General features: G+C 59.6%; 15 protein-coding genes and 1 tRNA gene. All 16 read right to left on the reverse strand.

The window, feature by feature from the left end:
- On the reverse strand, positions 1-624 hold a 624-nt coding region (locus CTATCC11996_RS08535; protein ID WP_003075143.1), incomplete at its 3' end, for a retention module-containing protein.
- A gap of 258 nt (positions 625-882) precedes the next feature.
- Positions 883-1,521, reverse strand: coding sequence for a response regulator transcription factor (locus tag CTATCC11996_RS08540; RefSeq protein WP_003075144.1), 639 nt, complete (start codon positions 1,519-1,521; stop codon positions 883-885).
- Positions 1,522-1,554: 33 nt separating this feature from the next.
- Positions 1,555-2,967, reverse strand: a complete 1,413-nt coding sequence (locus tag CTATCC11996_RS08545; RefSeq protein ID WP_003075145.1) for an HlyD family type I secretion periplasmic adaptor subunit — start codon at positions 2,965-2,967, stop codon at positions 1,555-1,557.
- Positions 2,964-5,102 carry a type I secretion system permease/ATPase gene (locus tag CTATCC11996_RS08550; protein WP_042438538.1) on the reverse strand — a complete coding sequence of 713 codons (2,139 nt, stop codon included), beginning with the start codon at positions 5,100-5,102 and terminating at the stop codon, positions 2,964-2,966. The genes CTATCC11996_RS08545 and CTATCC11996_RS08550 overlap by 4 nt, the downstream gene beginning before the upstream one ends.
- Positions 5,103-5,290: 188 nt before the next feature.
- The gene (locus tag CTATCC11996_RS08555; RefSeq protein ID WP_003075147.1) at positions 5,291-5,536 is read right to left on the reverse strand and encodes a hypothetical protein; all 246 of its coding nucleotides are present in this window, start codon (positions 5,534-5,536) and stop codon (positions 5,291-5,293) included.
- A 37-nt stretch (positions 5,537-5,573) separates the two neighbouring features.
- Positions 5,574-7,097, reverse strand: a complete 1,524-nt coding sequence (locus tag CTATCC11996_RS08560; protein WP_003075148.1) for a TolC family outer membrane protein — start codon at positions 7,095-7,097, stop codon at positions 5,574-5,576.
- An 814-nt stretch (positions 7,098-7,911) separates the two neighbouring features.
- Positions 7,912-7,988: transfer RNA gene (locus CTATCC11996_RS08565), tRNA-Pro, on the reverse strand.
- A gap of 30 nt (positions 7,989-8,018) precedes the next feature.
- On the reverse strand, positions 8,019-8,468 hold the full coding sequence (locus CTATCC11996_RS08570; RefSeq protein WP_003075149.1) for a MerR family transcriptional regulator: 450 nt from the start codon (positions 8,466-8,468) through the stop codon (positions 8,019-8,021).
- Between the two features lie 240 nt (positions 8,469-8,708).
- On the reverse strand, positions 8,709-9,062 hold the full coding sequence (locus CTATCC11996_RS08575; protein WP_474372831.1) for an integration host factor subunit alpha: 354 nt from the start codon (positions 9,060-9,062) through the stop codon (positions 8,709-8,711).
- Between the two features lies 1 nt (position 9,063).
- The gene (pheT, locus tag CTATCC11996_RS08580; RefSeq protein ID WP_003075150.1) at positions 9,064-11,517 is read right to left on the reverse strand and encodes a phenylalanine--tRNA ligase subunit beta; all 2,454 of its coding nucleotides are present in this window, start codon (positions 11,515-11,517) and stop codon (positions 9,064-9,066) included.
- Between the two features lie 165 nt (positions 11,518-11,682).
- A complete protein-coding gene (pheS, locus tag CTATCC11996_RS08585; protein WP_003075151.1) occupies positions 11,683-12,735 on the reverse strand; it encodes a phenylalanine--tRNA ligase subunit alpha in 1,053 nt (350 codons plus the stop codon).
- A gap of 205 nt (positions 12,736-12,940) precedes the next feature.
- Positions 12,941-13,300, reverse strand: a complete 360-nt coding sequence (rplT, locus tag CTATCC11996_RS08590) for a 50S ribosomal protein L20 (protein WP_003053572.1) — start codon at positions 13,298-13,300, stop codon at positions 12,941-12,943.
- A 26-nt stretch (positions 13,301-13,326) separates the two neighbouring features.
- Positions 13,327-13,530 carry a 50S ribosomal protein L35 gene (rpmI, locus tag CTATCC11996_RS08595; protein WP_003053571.1) on the reverse strand — a complete coding sequence of 68 codons (204 nt, stop codon included), beginning with the start codon at positions 13,528-13,530 and terminating at the stop codon, positions 13,327-13,329.
- 192 nt (positions 13,531-13,722) lie between these two features.
- Positions 13,723-14,355 carry a translation initiation factor IF-3 gene (infC, locus tag CTATCC11996_RS08600; RefSeq protein ID WP_080569844.1) on the reverse strand — a complete coding sequence of 211 codons (633 nt, stop codon included), beginning with the start codon at positions 14,353-14,355 and terminating at the stop codon, positions 13,723-13,725.
- Positions 14,356-14,437: 82 nt separating this feature from the next.
- Complete coding sequence (gene thrS, locus CTATCC11996_RS08605; protein WP_003075153.1) at positions 14,438-16,357, reverse strand: threonine--tRNA ligase; 1,920 nt, start codon at positions 16,355-16,357, stop codon at positions 14,438-14,440.
- A gap of 324 nt (positions 16,358-16,681) precedes the next feature.
- Positions 16,682-18,013, reverse strand: coding sequence for an isocitrate lyase (gene aceA / locus CTATCC11996_RS08610; RefSeq protein ID WP_003053566.1), 1,332 nt, complete (start codon positions 18,011-18,013; stop codon positions 16,682-16,684).
- Between the last annotated feature and the right edge of the window lie 30 nt (positions 18,014-18,043).

Below are 18,043 nucleotides of genomic sequence, written 5' to 3' on the forward strand. Positions count from 1 at the left end.
CAGCGTGGTGTTGGCATCAACCGCCTTGCCCAGCGTGACGTTGAAGACGGCGTCGGAGCCTTCGTTGACATTGCCGGGGTTGGACACGTCCAGGGTCGGCACGTCAGCGCCCGGATTGGGGGTGCCCGGATCCGTGCTGTCCGCCAAAGCGCTCACCCCACTAAAAAGTGGAAGCACCGTAGTCGCTGGTACAGCACGTCCATACTCCAGCGCCAGCGGCGACACTGCCTCAATGATGCTGGAAAGGCGCACAAAAGTGCTGCCGCCCTCGCTGCCGCCGGACAATGTGGCCGCAGTAGGATCCAGCTCATCGAACGGATCCTGGCCGGCATTGATGGCCGCAATGATCTGGTCAATCTGCGCATTCGCGGGGCTCGCCACAGCAGCCTCTTCCACGGTTGGCGGCTGGATCAGGTCCGCAGTGAGATGCACGTCCTGGTTCTCGCCCACCATCAGCGGTGGCTGGCCGTCCGCCTGCAACTGCACGGTGCTGCCGGAGGCCGTCACTATCTCGGCGTCAGCGGGGATGCGCATGCCTTCACGGAGCTCCGTCAGATTGCCATCAGAACCACGCATCCAAGCCTGGCCAGTGAGTTTGGTAACGAGAACGGTTTGAGCTGCCATGAGGGTCTGCCTATCCAGTCAGATTAAAAAGTGAAGGTGCACAGAGGCACCTCTCCAATATTTCAGCTGAAATGGTAGGGCCCAAGGCCCCAAGGCACTATTGGCGCCAAAGCCAATCGGGCTCTGTTTTATTCGATCTCTGCTGCTCCAGATCAAAAAAGCCTGAAGCCTGCAATATGCAGGCTTCAGGCTTTTCAGCAACCGACACTCCAGAGGCAAGAGGTGACTATGTGCTCATCTGCAGCCCCAAAATCAGGTTCAGGCCAACTGTTTGCGCCCGATACCGTGAACCTTCAATGTCAGCATCAATCGGTCCTGTACCTGCAGCTTCTCAAAAATAGCAGACAGATGAGCGCGCACGGTACGCTCGCTGATGGACATGCGCTCGGCGATCTCCGCATTGCTGTCACCCAGCGATGCATAACGTGCAACCTCCTGCTCGCGTGCCGACAATGGTTCGGCCCAGTCCGACTCCTGCTCAGGCAGGCGGGCATCCACATCACGCAACAGGCGCTGCAGCAGGGAACGACCAAGCCAGATATTGCCGCCAGCCATGCTTTGCAGCATCCGCGACAGCACCTCCGGGCTCGATTGCGCATGGGCATAGCCACATGCTCCGCGCGACAGCAGGTTCCGGCCCTCCTCATCGCTGGGACGGTTGCTGAGAACCAGAACCTGAAGATCCTTCAGCAGCTCAATCCAGCGTGAAGCAGTCGACTCGGGCAAGGATGGCAGGGCTGCATCCAGCACTACCACGGTACGGCCTTGCTGCTTCCAGCGTTGCAAATCGGCCAGGCTCTGGCCGCGCGCAGGCATCCACTGAGGGCCTGCGATCTGCTGCCATTCCTGCCACAGCGTGGCATCCTGAGTCAGCATCAATACAGGCAAGGCATTCATAGAGTTCCTTTGTAATTGTTGGCGATCCATGAACTAACGTTCGATCAGTGAATTGGACTTGGCACGCAGAATCGGCTTGAGCAGATACTGCATCAGGGTGCGCTTGCCGGTGAGGATATGCACCTCGGCCTGCATGCCCGGAATGATGGGACGCGAGTCATCCCCCACATGGGCTTTTTCCGTGCGCACCTTCACGACATAGAAGGAGTTCCCTTTCTCGTCCGTGACCGTGTTGGCCCCGATCTGCTCGAGCTTGCCCTGTAAGCCACCGTAGATGGCAAAGTCATAGGCCGTGAACTTCACCTCAGCCTGCTGACCGAAGTGCAGAAAGCCGATGTCGCGCGGATTGATCTGCACCTCCATGAGCAAGGTGTCATCCAGCGGCACGATGTCCAGGATGTCCTTGCCCGGCTGCACAACACCGCCGACGGTATTCGCCATCAAGGTGTTGACCGTGCCGCGCACGGGCGAGCGCACCTCGGCCAGCTTGACGCGGTCCTCCAGCGCCACCTTGCCTTGCTCCAGGGTCCCCAGTTTGGCCTGGGTTTCCGAGAGCTCGGAGCGAGATTGATTGCGCATATTCAGCTCCGACTCCTGAATCTTGCGCTCCGCTTCCTGAATCGCAGCCTGAATGCGCCCGATCTGCGCACCGGCCGCCTTGGCCTCGCCACAGAAGCGAGCCACATCCCGCTGCAGGCGCAACAAATCCACTTCAGACACTGCTCCGCTCTTGAGCAAAGGGCGAGTCACCGAAAGCTCCTCTGAAGTCAAACTGCAGCTGGACGAGGCCTGGTCGCGGTTGGCCTGGGTTTCACGCAGCTCTTGCTGACGTTGGCGCAACTGGTCACGCGCAATATTGACGTTGGTGTTGAGCTCCTGGGAACGGCTCTCCCACATGCGCCGCTCCATCTCAACGAGCTGGGGCGCCAGAGCCTGCACATCTTCCGGAGCCTTGAAAGGATCGCCCGATGCCAGGGCCTGAAGACGCGCGGCCTTCGCCTTCAATGCCAGAAGTTCAGCCTTGTTCTCACCGAGGGACGAGCTGTAGCGCGTTGGATCGATGCGCAAGATGACCTGGCCCTGCTCCACATGCTCGCCGGGATGCACCAGAATTTCCTTGACGATGCCGCCATCCAGGCTCTGCACCACCTGAACCTGACGAGAAGGAACCACCTTGCCCTGACCTCGCACCACTTCATCGATGCGCCCCAGGCAAGCCCAGAGCAGCAGAACCAGCACGGTGACCAGAGATACCCATATCAATAGACGCGAACCACGCGCCTGCTGCTGCCCTGCAGCCCACTGCGCATCGGCCTTGAGGTCATCCGGCTGATGCGTTCCGACAACCTCGCTGCCGTCAAGCAGCCATCGCTCCAGTCGCGTCCAGCGCGCCTTGAGCGCATCCTTGAAGCGCGACGGCTTTTTTTCTGGTTTGGACTCGCTCATGCTCGCCCTCCTACTCCGCCAATCCGCCCCTGCTTCAGGGCCTCGATCACCTGATCCTTGGCTCCATCGGCAACAATTCTGCCGCCATCAATCACGATCAGCCGGTCAACCAAGGTCAACAGGGCCGTGCGATGCGTGACCAGCAAAATGGTCTTGTCCTGCGCGGCCTCTTCCAGACGACGCTTGAGCTGTGCTTCGCTTTGATTGTCCAGATTGCTGCTGGGTTCATCCAGCAGCAAGATGGCAGGATCGTTGATCAGGGCACGGGCAACCGCAATGGATTGGCGCTGGCCGCCGGAAAGTGACTCACCGCGCTCGCCCACCAGCATGTCGTAGCCCTTGGGATTGCGGGCTACAAACTCATCGACACCGGCAATGCGTGCCGCATGCAGCATATCCGCCTCATCCGCGAATGGAGCCCCCACCAGCAAGTTGTGCTTCAAGCTGCCATAGAACAGCATCGGGTCCTGAGGCACATGCCCGATGGCCCGACGCAGGTCCACGGGGTCTATCTGACGGGCATCCATCCCATCGATCAGAACCGAGCCTTCACTGGGCTGATACAGGCCAAGGACCAGCTTCTCAAGCGTGGTTTTGCCCGAGCCGATACGACCAATGATGCCAACCCGCTCTCCGGGTCGGAGCGAAAAGCTCACCCCCGAAAGACTGGCCTGCTCGCTTCCCGGATAGCTGAAGCTGACATTGCGAAACTCGATGGCGCCACGCAGATCCGGACGTGAGACGAACTCCCGGTCCGCTTCATGCTCGACCGGCATCTTCATATAGTTGTCAATGGAATTGAGCGAGGTGCGCGCATTGTGAAACTGCATCATCAGCCCCGCGACCTGACCGAAGGGCGCCAGGCAGCGTCCCGCAATCATGGAGGCGGCAATGATGCCGCCCATGGAAAGCGCCGCATCCTGCACCTGATACACGCCGATGACGACCACCGCAATGGTGACCAGTTGCTGCAAGGTCTGAACGAAGTTCACCGTACCGGACGAGATGAACTTGATCTTGCCCCCCATATAGGCAATGTACTGAGTAGAGCTCTCCCACAGACGCTGCACTCCGCCTTGGGCATTGAGCGTCTTGACCGCCTCCAGGTTGGTCAGCGACTCCACGAGCAGCGCGTTGCGCTGAGATGAAGCCTGAAAGGTCTTGAGCGTCAGACTCTCCATGCGCGCCTGGGCCCAGAAGGAAACCAGCAAGATCGCTGCGATCGCCACCACAGGCGGGATCAGCATCCAGGGCGAAACCCAGGCAATCGCCACCAGAAACAGAAGCACGAAAGGCAGATCCACCAAGGTCGTGAGACTTGCAGACGCAATGAAGTCACGGACCGATTCAAACGAGCGCAGATTGGCCGCAAACGAACCAACGGATGCGGGTCGGCTCTCCATGCGCAAGTCCAGAACGCGCTCCATGATCTGCGCGGACAACTGCACATCCACACGCTTGCTCGCGGCATCGACCACATAGGCGCGCGTCGTCGTCAGCACAAAATTGAAGATCAGCACCAAAGAAATGCCGATAGTCAGCACCCACAATGTTTCCACCGCGTTGTTGGGCACGACCCGGTCATACACATTCATGCTGAACAAGGGCATTGCCAACGCAAAGACATTGATGAGCACGGCGGCCAGCAAGGCATCGCGGTACAGGCGCCGGTTCTCCAGAATCACGGCCCAGAACCAGTGGCTGCTGCGAGGCTCCATGCCTTGCTGCACGGAGCGCTGCTCGAAGCGGAACTGCGGACGCACAAAGCACATCAGTCCCGTGTAGTCCTGCAGCAAGGCCTGCACCTCCACCTCAACAGGACTATCCGACTCCGGATATTGCAGAAGGACGCGACCACCCTCCTGCGCCCTGAGCAACAGGCAGGCTCGACCGCCGTGAAGCAGCAGTATCGCCGGCAGCAAGCCCTGGGGGACATCGTCCATAGTGCGCTGCACGATACGCGTGCTGAACTGTGCGCGAGCCGCAGCCCGAGCCAGCAATGAAGGCGTCAGGCGCTGATCCACCAGCGGCAGACCATTGCTCAGGGCCTGAGCCGTATAGGGCTTGCCATGCAGGCTGGTGAGCTGCACCAGGCAATCGAGCAAGGGATCGGCATGGGTCTCATGGGCCGGCATGCGCCAGCCCTCGGCCGGCGCATGGCCCGCGCTGTGTGCACCCAGGAAGGCCGGGCCGGCATGCTCCGCCGCTGCTGCTGCCGCGGCTTCCGGCGAAGCACCATGCCCTCGCTTCTGGGTCGCATCCGTACCGCTGACCGATGCCAATGTAGGTTCAACGTCTGGTCTGGTCATCTTCAACAATCAACCTATAAAAGCTCTTCATCATCATCAATCAGGTCCAGCGAATTACGCATGCGCTGGCGCGCCTGCTTGCGTTGGTTCAGCTTATCGAGCGCCTGAGGCGGAAGATCCGTCAGGCGCAAGGTCCCATTGGCAAGCAAGGCGTCGATCAAGTCCTCCAGAACGCGGATGAAATCCGCATCCAGTGCCGACAACTCCTGCCGGGAGGACTGCTCCGAAGGTGGTGAATCGCTTTTATCCATGTTGTTCATCAACTCCCACAAAAGATGCGCCAGACGCCGGCAATCATCACCGGCGCACAGCCGCGGCAGGTACCGGCGCTGCAGCCGGGGCTTTCGCAGGCGCGCCCTGTTCGGCCTCCACACTGAAAGGCACCGGCGTCAGGTTGGCGGTGTCCGGCACCGAGGACTTGCAGCTGCGCAGCAGATCATCGGGCAAGGTCAGTGCCTGTTGCTCATCCGGGCGGCTATCGTCATGCGGCTGCGCAAGTCCCAGCACCGGCAGGATCTGACTGGACAGCGTCAGCCACTGGTACTCGGCCTTCTTCAGATCGTATTGCGCATTGACCAAGGCACGCTGGGCATCGAACAGCTCGTTCTCGGTGTTCAGCAGATCCAGCAGCGAGCGCTGACCGATCTTGAATTGCTGCTGATACGCCACACGGACCTTGGCGGTGGAAAGAACATGTTCACGCAGGAACGGCGTTTGCTGACGCAGACGGGCCATATTGTTCCAGGTGATCGACAACTCCTGCTGGAGGTTGCGGCAGGTGTAATCGCGCACGTCCTGCGCCGCATAACCCTGGGCAATTGTCTGGCGCAGGCGTGCCTCATCGGCACCTCCGCGATACAGGTTGTAGGTCAGCATCAGCTGCACCCGCGAGCTCTGCACATCCCAGTAGGCGGGCGAGTTCTGGTCACGATCCCGTCCTGTGGAAGCGAGCAGTTCGAGCTTGGGCATGTGTGCACCCTTAGCCGCCTTCTGACCGGCCTCGGCCGCTTGCACCAGAGCCTGCTTGGACAACAGCAGCGGGCTGGCGCGCAGGGAATCGCCGAAATCCTTGGCCACCCCGGAGACAGGCAGCTTGCCAGCTACCTCGGGCACGGGATCCAGCGTGGCCGCCGGATACTCGCCCACCACACGGCGGTAGCGCTGCAGCACATCGTTGAGGTTGTTGCTCTCGGTCATCAGATTGGTCTGCGCCAGGGAAAGACGACCGCTGGCCTGCTCCAGGTCAACACCACGGCCCACGCCGGACTGCTGGCGCTCGCGCAGCTGCCCCAGCGTCACCTGGTGGGTGCCGAAGTTTTCGCGCGCCAGCTTTTCCATTTCGCGGTAACGCTGCACATCCAGATAGGCCGCCACGACATCGTTGGCCAGGTTTTCGGTGGTCGCACGCAGATCGTAGAACTTGGCCAGCTTCTCGAAGCCCAGCTGGCGGATATTGCTGCTGGTGGTGAAACCATCAAATATCAGCTGACGCAGCTGCAGATTCCAGCCCGGGCGATTCCAGTTCTGCGATGGAGAATCCTGAATATGGCTGCGCCACTCGCGACCGACCCAGCCTTGGGCAGTGACCTGGGGGCGCCAGCCGCCGCGGGCCACGTTCTGACCTTCAACCGACGACGTGAAATCCTGGAAACGCGCCTGCACTTCGGGGTGGGTCATCAGCGCCTGCTCCACCACTTTTTGCAGTGCGACGCCTTGTTCGTTGGCCTGTTGCGCATTCATGGTCGTCTGAGCCATACCCCCCATGGCCCACGAGGCCACACCCAGAGTGGCTACCACTTGTGCAATCTGACTGAATTTCATTGTTATCCCTCTTGTTTGACTCCGACCGGGCAATGCGATGCCTAGCCCGCCAACAAGTTGGCGAGAGCAATCGGTGCGACTTCTACAAATCGTTCCCGCGGACGCTGGTTGTTAATGTGGATCGGCTCGCTGCTGCCCGAAAAGGCATCGCATACGGCCTCAGAACTCGCAAAATGGAATTCTGTAACTCTCGTGCTCACAGTCTTTGGCGTCATGCCAACACCGCACAGGAGACTGACGGTCAGGTCAAGCTTGTTGACTGATCGACAAAACTCACTATTTTTGCTTGACGAGCCACCACTTAGCAGTGGTGAAGGGATGACATCGCCAATCCCCTGGCCAAACAAGTCGCGCGGACAGGCTGTGGAGCGTCTATCGGCTAGACACAGCGCATTTGGAGATTTTCCTTTCCACGATAGCAAGGCGGAGCCTCCGGTTTCCGGCCGGTGTTCTTGACGCATAACCTTGCATGCGAAGCCGTGCGTTGATGGCAGATCTCCTGGCAACACCATCAAACAAATGGATTCAGTTGCAAATCTAGCACAAGGCATGAAAGGATTTGTTTCAAAAAACCACTAAACCAGCCGAACTTCGAATTTTTGCCAGGAATTGGCAATTCTTTTCATTCTTTCCTTATATCAAAGAAACCAAGAATCAATACCGTTTCCATCCACGCTATTCCCGTTGGGGCTAACGCAATCGGGCGAAATCAGACCCACTCCTACAGTGAAGTCGTCATCAAATACTTCACGCCGGATCGCCGCAGAAATAGAAAAAGGGCTTCTGACTCGATAGTCAGAAGCCCTTGTCTAATTGGTCGGAATGGCGGGATTCGAACTCGCGACCCCTTGCACCCCATGCAAGTGCGCTACCAGGCTGCGCTACATTCCGAAGACTTGAATTATACACAGAAATTCGATGTCAAAGAGAAAGCAGCGCCCTGATCTGCAAAAGCTCCTCTTTGACCTCCTCCATGCCCATGGCACCGGCAGGCTCCGAGCGGCCCTGCTCCAGCATTGCAGCCAACAGATGGCTTTGCTCCAGCTCTTGCCCCTGCAGGGGCAGGGCCGGATGCACAAGCGCCGGCTGCTGCTCGATTGCCCTGCCGTGCCCCGTCACCAGTTCACGCAGACGATTTCGTGCGCCGCTGATGGTGAAGCCCTGCTCGTAGAGCAGCTCGCGGATGCGGCGCACCATCAACACCTCATGATGCTGGTAGTAGCGTCGGTTGCCGCGCCGCTTCATGGGCTTGAGCTGCACAAACTCCTGCTCCCAGTAACGCAGCACATGAGGCTTGACGTCGCAAAGATCAGCGACTTCGCCGATGGTGAAATAGCGCTTGGCGGGAATTGCTGGCAAAGATGAAGCCATGGCTGGTTGCAAGCGGTCAGTGAAGGAATGGGTGAAAGATAGGCAATCACGACTTGCACAAATCCGGATCAGGCACGGCGCTCTGTGGAGCGAAATGCCCGCTATGCATTCCTGTTTGCGCAAGTCCTAGCAATATAGCGCGAAGAGCTGACAGGACCTTGCACCGCGCGCGACGCAAGACTGTCAGCTCTTCAGTGACCGATGCTCCGCTTGACAGTGCATCCGCCGTGTGCCAATCGCTTAAGACCCCGAACTCTCGCCCTGGATCAGCTCCTTGAGCTTGCTGCTGGCATGGAAGGTCACCACGCGGCGCGCAGCGATGGGAATCAGCTCGCCGGTGCGCGGGTTGCGACCGGGCCGCGGCGCCTTGGTGCGGATCTGGAAGTTGCCAAAGCCCGAAAGCTTGACATCTTCGCCGTCCACCAGCTTTTGCGAGATCAGGTCGAAAAATGCATCCACCATGTCCTTGGCTTCGCGCTTGTTCAGACCGATTTCGTCAAACAGCAGATCGGCCAGCTGCGCCTTGGTCAGCGCGGGGCTGTCGATGCTCTCTACGGCAAGCTCCATGGGTCGATCTCCTTGTGGATTGAACATATCAGCGCAGACGAGCCGCAACGCGTTCAACCAGAGCCGCAATTGTGCCCTGCATGGCCGCGTCGATTTCAGCATCGGTCAGCGACGCAGTGTCGCTGCCCAGAGTCAGACGCACGGCCAGGCTCTTCTCGTCCTGAGCCAGGCTGCCCGGCGCCGCTTCCTCGCCCACCTTGAGCTTCTTGGGACGGAATACGTCGAACAGCACGGCCGAGCGCAGAATGCCGCCCTGCACACCTTGCTGCACGGCTTCCATCACCTGGGCGTGGGTCACGGCTTCCTTGACGACCACGGCAATGTCGCGCTCCACGGCCTGGTGCTTGGCCACAGGCTTGAACACAGGGACCTCGCGGGCCAACACGGCATCGAGCTCGAGCTCGAACATCACGGGAGCCTGGGCCAGATCCCATTCCTGGCGCCATTGGGGGTGCAGCTCGCCGACAAAGCCGATGGCCTTGCCGTCCAGCAGCACGCGCGCGCAGCGGCCGGGGTGCATGGCCGGATGCTCGGCGGGCTCGAACACGGGCTTGGCCGGAGCCAGCAGCGCTTCCACATCACCCTTGACGTCGTAGAAGTCGACCTTGGCTTCTGCCCTGCCCCACTGCAGCTGGTCGGCAGCGCCGTAGGCGAGACCCGCCACGCGCATGGGCTGATAAAAGCCCTTGACCGTGGTGTCGGAGTCGACCACGGACTCGTCCTTGAAGAACACGCGACCCAGCTCGAACACGCGCACGCGCTGAGCCTTGCGGTCGACGTTGAACTTGAGCACCTGCAGCAGCGAGCCCAGCAGGGATGAGCGCATCACGCTCAGATGGCTGGCGATGGGGTTGAGCAGCTTGATGGCGTTGTTGTTGCCAGCCAGCTCCTGCTCCCACTTTTCTTCGACAAAGCTGAAGTTGATGGTTTCCTGGTAGCCCAGGCCCGCCAGTTCGTGGCGCACGGCATAGGGGCTGCGCTCGTTCTCGGCGCGCAGCTTGGGCGAGATCGGGGCCAGCGGCTTGGTGGTCGGCAGGTTTTCGTAGCCGATCATGCGGGCCACTTCTTCGATCAGATCCTCTTCCAGATTGATGTCAAAGCGGAAGGTGGGAGCGGTGACGCTGATCACGCCCTCGCTGGCCACGGTGGCAGGCAGACCCAGGCCGTTCAGGGCATCCAGGCATTGCTGCTGAGTCACGGCCATGCCGATGACCTTGGCCGCACGCGCCACGCGCAGTTGCACGGCCTTGGAGGCGGGCATATTGGGCTTCTGATCGTCCATGGCGCCGACCTGTGTCTCGGGCGTGCCGCAGATTTCCAGCACCAGCGCGGTGATGCGCTCGATGTGCTCGGTGGTGAACTCGGGATCCACGCCGCGCTCGAAACGGTGACCGGCGTCGGTCGAGAAGTTGAAGTGGCGCGAACGGCCGGCCACGGCCTTGGGGAACCAGAACGCGGCTTCGATGTAGATGTTCTTCGTGTCGTCGGACACGGCCGTGGCGTCGCCGCCCATGATGCCGGCCAGCGACTCGACCTGCTTGTCGTCGGCAATCACGCCGACCTTGAGGAAATCGTCGATCTTGATGGTGTTGCCGTTGAGCAGCTTGAGCGTTTCGCCCTCCTTGCCCCAGCGCACATTCAGTCCGCCGCTGATCTTGTCCAGATCGAAGATATGGCTGGGACGGCCCAGCTCGAACATCACATAGTTGGAGATGTCGACCAGGGGGCTGACCGAGCGCTGGCCGCAGCGTGCCAGACGGTCCACCATCCACTGGGGCGTCTTCACTTGCGTGTTGACATTGCGCACGATACGGCCCGAGAAACGGCCGCACAGATCGGTCGCCTCGATCTTGACCGGCAGCTTGTCCTGCAAGGCCACGGCCGCAGCGGGGAAGGACAGGGCTTTCAGAGGCGTGCCGGTCAACGCCGACAGCTCGCGCGCCACACCGTAGACGCTCAGGCAGTGCGCCAGATTGGGCGTCAACTTCAGCGTGAACAGCGTGTCGTCCAGGTTCAGGTACTCGCGCACGTTCTGACCCAGCGGCGCATCGGCGGGAAACTCCAGCAGGCCGCTGGCGTCCTCGTCGATGCCCAGCTCCTTGGCCGAGCACAGCATGCCAAAGCTCTGCACGCCGCGCAGCTTGCCGATCTTGATCTTGAAGGGCTTGCCATCGGCACCGGGAGGCAGCTCGGCGCCCACGGTGGCGCAGGGAATGCGGATGCCCACACGCGCATTGGGCGCGCCGCAGACGATGTCCAGCAGCTCGGGCTGGCCAATATCCACCTTACATACGCGCAGGCGATCGGCGTCGGGGTGCTGCACGGCTTCCTTGATTTCACCGACCACGATGCCGGTGAAGGGAGGCGCCACAGGATCCAGCTCTTCCACTTCCAGACCGGCCATGGTCAGGGTATCGGCCAGCTGCTGGGTGGTCAGGTTGGGGTTGCAGTATTCGCGCAACCAGGATTCAGGAAATTGCATAGTCAGACTCTTTGGCGTTCATGCCAGTCGCACCGCAAGCGGTCTGCCACTGGCTGGGCATGCGTATCTCAAAAAGATGAGCTATCAGCGCTCGGCGTATATAGATTTCAGCATCAAAACTATCTGAAATCATTTCATAACATGCGCTAGCAGCTCACTTTTTTATTACTGAAACTGCGACAGAAAACGGATGTCGCCGTCGAAGAACAGGCGCAGGTCGTTCACGCCATAACGCAGCATGGTCAGGCGGTCGGGGCCCATGCCAAAGGCAAAGCCGATGTATTTTTCGGGATCCAGCCCCATGTTGCGCACCACATTGGGGTGCACCTGGCCGGAGCCCGCCACTTCCAGCCAGCGGCCGGCCAGCGGACCGCTCTGGAACTGGATGTCGATTTCGGCCGAAGGCTCGGTGAACGGGAAGAAGCTGGGGCGAAAGCGCAGCACCAGATCATCCTGCTCGAAGAAGGTCTTGCAGAAGTCGGTGAACACGACCTTCAGGTCCTTGAAGCTCACGTTCTCGCCGATCCACAGGCCTTCGCACTGATGGAACATGGGCGAGTGGGTGGCATCCGAGTCCACACGGTAGGTGCGGCCGGGAGCAATCACGCGGATCTCGGGCATGGTCTGACCGGCATCGAGCGCGTTGCGGTAATTCTTCACATGCTGCACGGCATGGCGCACCTGCATGGGGCTGGTGTGCGTGCGCAGCAGATTGGGCGCGTGCTGGGTGCCGCCTTCGACATAGAAGGTGTCGTGCATGGAGCGCGCAGGATGGTCTTCAGGCGTGTTCAGCGCCGTGAAGTTGAACCAGTCGGATTCGATCTCGGGGCCCTGGGCCACATCAAAGCCCATGGAGCCGAAAATGCCCTCGATACGCTCCATGGTGATGGAGACGGGGTGCAGCCCTCCCGCGCCACGACGGCGACCGGGCAGAGTCACATCCAGCACCTCAGCCTTCAGATGGGCCTGCAGCTCGGCGTCTGCCAAAGCTTTGCGACGGGCGGTCAAGGCCGCTTCGATCGCCTGCTTGGCCACGTTGATGGCGGCACCGCGCGACTTTTTCTCTTCGACGGAAAGCTGCGCCATGCCCTTCATGAGCTCGGTCATCTTGCCCGACTTGCCCAGAAACTGCGCCTTGGCATTTTCCAGATCAGCGGGGGTGTGGGCTTGCGCAAACAGTTGCTGTGCGCTTTCGACCAGAGAATCCAACTCGTTCATATCGACTCTTTATCGACTTGTAAAAATAAACAAGGGCTAGTGCCTTTTCAAGCCCTAGCCCTTGCTGTTTGTGCATCAGCAGCTACTGAACAAGACACGACTTCTGCAATCAAGTTCAAGCAAGATGCTCGCCCATCGGCAAATGCCTGTGGGGATTCTTGTCTGCAAAAGTCCTACAAGAGTAACTACCGATCGTGACCTCAGGTCAGGCAGCCAGCTTGGCCTTGACTTGGTCGACGATAGCTGCAAAAGCAGCCTTGTCGTGCACGGCGATATCGGCCAGCATCTTGCGGTCGATTTCGATGGCAGCCTTCTTCAGGCCGTTGGCGAATTGGCTGTAAGTCAGACCCAGTTCACGTGCAGCAGCGTTGATACGAGCGATCCACAGCTGACGGAACACGCGCTTCTTGGTACGACGGTCACGGTAGGCATATTGACCAGCCTTCATGACCGCTTGCTTGGCAACGCGGAAGACGTTACCACGGCGACCGCGGAAACCCTTGGCCAGATTCAGAACTTTTTTGTGACGGGCGCGAGCCGTTACACCACGTTTGACGCGAGGCATGTGTTTTCTCCTAGTTCGTCAGTGAATTACAGGCCTGCGGAAGGCAACATCTTTGCGATGGAGCCCATATCGCCGGAATGCACGTTGACAATGCCACGCAGGTGACGCTTGTTCTTCGTGGTCTTCTTGGTCAAGATGTGACGCTTGAAGGCTTGACCGCGCTTGACGGTACCACCGGGACGAACGCGAAAACGCTTCTTCGCGCTGCTCTTGGTCTTCATTTTGGGCATGTGAATGCTCCTATTGAATTTGTGCTCGCAAGGCGGTGTGCAACCCGCACACACTTCGCTGGCCTCCGAGGCACTTGTTTGTCAGTCCGGCCAGGCCGGGCTGACTCTTGCAGGCAAGCCTGCAAATTCTTTGTCTGCCGCACAAAACAAAAGTGGGCCAAGCCCACTCTTGCCCGAAAGGCAAAACCGCAATTATGCCTTATCTGCAGCCTCAGGTGCAGCAGCGACGCCATCACCTTGTGGTTTTGCACCACCGGCAGGCTTCTTGCCACCTGCACGAGCCGGCGCAACCATCATGATCATCTGACGGCCTTCCAGCTTGGGGAACTGCTCCACCTGGATGGAATCGGCCAGATCGTCACGCAGACGGTTGAGCAGATTCAGACCCAGCTGCTGGTGCGTGATTTCACGGCCGCGGAAACGCAGCGTGATCTTGCACTTGTCGCCCTCCGCCAGGAAACGGCGGATATTGCGCAGCTTGATGTTGTAGTCACCATCATCCGTACCAGGGCGGAACTTCACTTCCTTGATTTCGATGACGGTCTGCTTGGCCTTGGCTTCAGCAGCCTTCTTCTGTTCCTGGTACTTGAACTTGCCGTAATCCATCAAACGGCAGACCGGAGGAGATGCGTTGGCCGCAATTTCCACCAGGTCGACATCCAGCTCGCCAGCCATGCGCAGCGCTTCTTGCAGCGGCACGATGCCCAGAGGCTCGTTGTCAGGACCAGACAGACGCACTTCAGGCGCCATGATTTCTCGGTTCAGTCGATGCTTGCGCTCTTCACGGTGGCGCCGATCGCGAAATTCAGTAGCTATGGTTTTCACCCTTGGATTGAAATGGCTACAACAGCGTAGCCGGCTAGCGTGCCTTGCACGCTGACCGGCCCGCCACAAAAATTAATCTGTTTCAGGCCTTGGCCGTGATGTCCTTGGCGAGCAATTCAATGAATGCATCAACCGACATCACACCGAGGTCTTTGTTACCCCGGGCGCGCACTGCAACCGCACCAGCAGCCTTCTCCTTGTCGCCTGCGACGAGGATGTAGGGCAGCTTCTGCATGGAATGCTCGCGTATTTTATACGTAATCTTTTCATTGCGCAGATCTGTCACTACCCTAAGGCTTTGATTCGGCAATGCTTTTTGCAGCTTCTGCGCAACTTCCTGCGCATAGTCGGCCTGAGCGTCCGTGATATTGAGCACGGCAGCCTGCACGGGAGCCAGCCAGGCAGGCAGCGCGCCCGAGTGATGCTCGACCAAAATGCCGATGAAACGCTCGAGCGAACCCAGAATCGCGCGGTGCAGCATGATGGGACGATGGCGCTCGCCATCCTCGCCCACGAATTCCGCATCGAGACGCTCGGGCATGTTCGGGTCCACCTGAATGGTGCCGCACTGCCATTCGCGACCCAGCGCATCCTTCAGGGTGTACTCGATCTTCGGGCCGTAGAACGCGCCCTCGCCCGGCAGATACTCGAACTCGCAACCCGACGCACGCAGACCTTCGGCCAGCGCGTTCTCGGCCTTGTCCCAGGCTTCATCGGTGCCGATGCGCTTTTCGGGACGGGTCGACAGGCGATACAAAATATTGGTGAAACCGAAGTCGGCATACACCTTCTGCAGCAGCGAAGTGAAGGCCGTCACCTCGGCCTGGATCTGGTCTTCGGTACAGAAGATGTGACCATCGTCCTGGGTGAAGGCACGCACGCGCATGATGCCGTGCAGCGAACCGGTGGGCTCGTTGCGATGGCAGTTGCCGAACTCGCCAAAGCGCAGCGGCAGATCGCGATAGCTCTTGATGCCTTGCTTGAAGATGATGATGTGGCCCGGGCAGTTCATGGGCTTGAGGGCATATTCACGCTTTTCCGAATCGGTGGTGAACATGTTTTCGCGGTACTTGTCCCAGTGGCCGGTCTTCTCCCACAGGCCCTTGTCCAGAATCTGCGGAGCCTTGACTTCCTGGTAGCCGTTGTCCTGATAGACGCGGCGCATGTACTGCTCGACCTGTTGCCAGACTGCCCAGCCCTTGGGGTGCCAGAACACGGTGCCGGGCGAATGCTCATCGATGTGGAACAGATCCAGCTCGCGGCCCAGCTTGCGGTGATCGCGCTTTTCGGCTTCTTCCAGGCGGAACAGATAGTCCTTGAGCTCGTCCTTGGTCGCCCAGGCGGTGCCGTAGATGCGCTGCAGCATCTCGTTGCGGTGGTCGCCACGCCAGTAGGCACCGGCCACCTTCATCAGCTTGAAGTGCTTGAGCTTGCCGGTGCTGGGCACGTGAGGGCCGCGGCACAGATCTTCAAAAGCGCCTTCACGGTACAGGCTCACATCCTCGTTGCTGGGGATGGAGGCAATGATCTCGGCCTTGTAGGCTTCGCCGATGCCCTTGAAGTACTGCACGGCCTCGTCGCGCGGCAGCACGCGGCGCACCACCTGCTCGTCCTTGTTGGCCAGCTCGGTCATCTTCTTTTCGATGGCAGCCAGATCTTCGGGAGTGAAGGGACGCTTGTACGAGAAGTCGTAGTAGAAACCGTTTTCGATCACAGGGCCGATGGTGACCTGGGCATCGGGAAACAGCTCCTTGACGGCATAGGCCAGCAAGTGAGCGGTGGAGTGGCGGATCACCTCCAGACCATCGGCATCCTTGGCGGTGATGATGGACAGCGGCGAATCCTGCTCGATCACAAAGCTGGTGTCCACGACCTTGCCGTTGATCTTGCCGGCAAGTGCCGCCTTGGCCAGGCCCGAGCCAATCGAAGCAGCGACCTCAGCGACCGAAACCGGGCCCGGATATTCGCGCTTGGAGCCATCGGGGAGCGTGATGTTGATCATGAAATTCCTTGTCAAACCAAATTTGTGTGGGGGAGGGCCAGCGCCAGAGCTTTGGAGTTGCCTGAAAGCAAAAAGCGCGGAACCAGTCCGCGCTTTGATGAGGGTGTCGAGAAATCTCGGGCAGGCGCGAACCGCCAGCTGCCATCAGCAGCTGAAGTACATCTCCGATGTAGTTCGCGGTGTCATAACCGTTGATGCCTTTCTCGCCCTTGTGAATTGAAGTCGCGCCATTTTAACCCGGTAAACAAAAAAGCGCCCGAGACTTTCGCCCCGGGCGCATAACCCCACTTTTTCTACCTAGACAGAATCACGATTCAACGCGACTCAATGGAACTGCTCTTCCTCGGTGGAACCGGTCAGCGCCTTGACGCTGGAAGAGCCGCCCTGGATCACGGTGGTCACATCGTCGAAGTAACCTGCGCCCACTTCCTGCTGGTGCGAGACAAAGGTGTAGCCCTTGTCACGTGCCGCGAATTCGGGCTCCTGGATCATTTCCACGTAATGCTTCATGCCCTCGCCGCGAGCGTACTCATGGGCGAACTTGAAGGTGTTGTACCAGTTGCTGTGAATGCCGGCCAGCGTGATGAACTGGAACTTGTAACCCAGTGCGGACAGGTCTTCCTGGAAGGAAGCGATCTGGCTGTCGTTGAGGTTCTTCTTCCAGTTGAACGAGGGCGAGCAGTTGTAGCTCAGCAGCTTGCCTGGGCAGGCTGCGTGCACGGCCTGGGCGAATTCGCGGGCAAAACCGATATCGGGCACGCCGGTTTCGCACCACACCAGATCCGCATAGGGAGCGTAGGCCACGCCGCGGCTGATGGATTGCTCCAGACCGTTCTTGACACGGTAGAAGCCCTCCTGGGTACGCTCGCCAGTCAGGAACGGGATGTCGTTCTCGTCATGGTTGCTGGTGATCAGGTTGGCCGCTTCGGCATCGGTACGGGCCAGCACAATGGTGGGCACGCCCATCACATCGGCTGCAAAACGAGCGGCAATCAGCTTCTCGACCGCTTCGCGGGTGGGCACCAGCACCTTGCCGCCCATGTGGCCGCACTTCTTGACAGCAGCCAACTGGTCTTCAAAGTGCACGCCGGCAGCACCTGCCTGAATCATGTTCTTCATCAGCTCGAACGCGTTGAGCACGCCACCAAAGCCGGCTTCCGCATCAGCCACGATGGGCAGGAAGTAGTCGATGAACTCCTTGTCGCCGGGGTTGATGCCCTTGCCCCATTGGATTTCATCGGCGCGCTTGAAGGTATTGTTGATACGGCGCACCATGGTGGGCACGGAGTCATAGGCGTACAGCGACTGGTCGGGGTACATGGTCTCGGAGGTGTTGCCGTCGGCGGCCACTTGCCAGCCCGACAGGTACACGGCTTCCAGACCGGCCTTGGCCTGCTGCATGGCCTGGCCTGCAGAGATAGCGCCGAAGGCATTCACATAGCCCTTCTTCGAGCTGCCGTTGATCTTGTCCCACAGCACCTCGGCGCCGCGCTGGGCCAGTGTGTACTCAGGCTGCAGGCTGCCACGCAGACGCACCACATCGGCAGCGCTGTAACCGCGCTTCACGCTCTTCCAGCGGGGGTTTTGTGCCCAGTCTTTTTCGAGGGCTGCGATTTGCTGTTCACGGCTCAGTTGCTGAGTCAGGGATTGGGGCATGGTGCACTCCTTAGCGGTTAAAACAAGATG

The sequence above is a fragment of the Comamonas testosteroni ATCC 11996 genome, assembly GCF_000241525.1.
In the GTDB taxonomy this organism is placed as follows: domain Bacteria; phylum Pseudomonadota; class Gammaproteobacteria; order Burkholderiales; family Burkholderiaceae_C; genus Comamonas; species Comamonas testosteroni.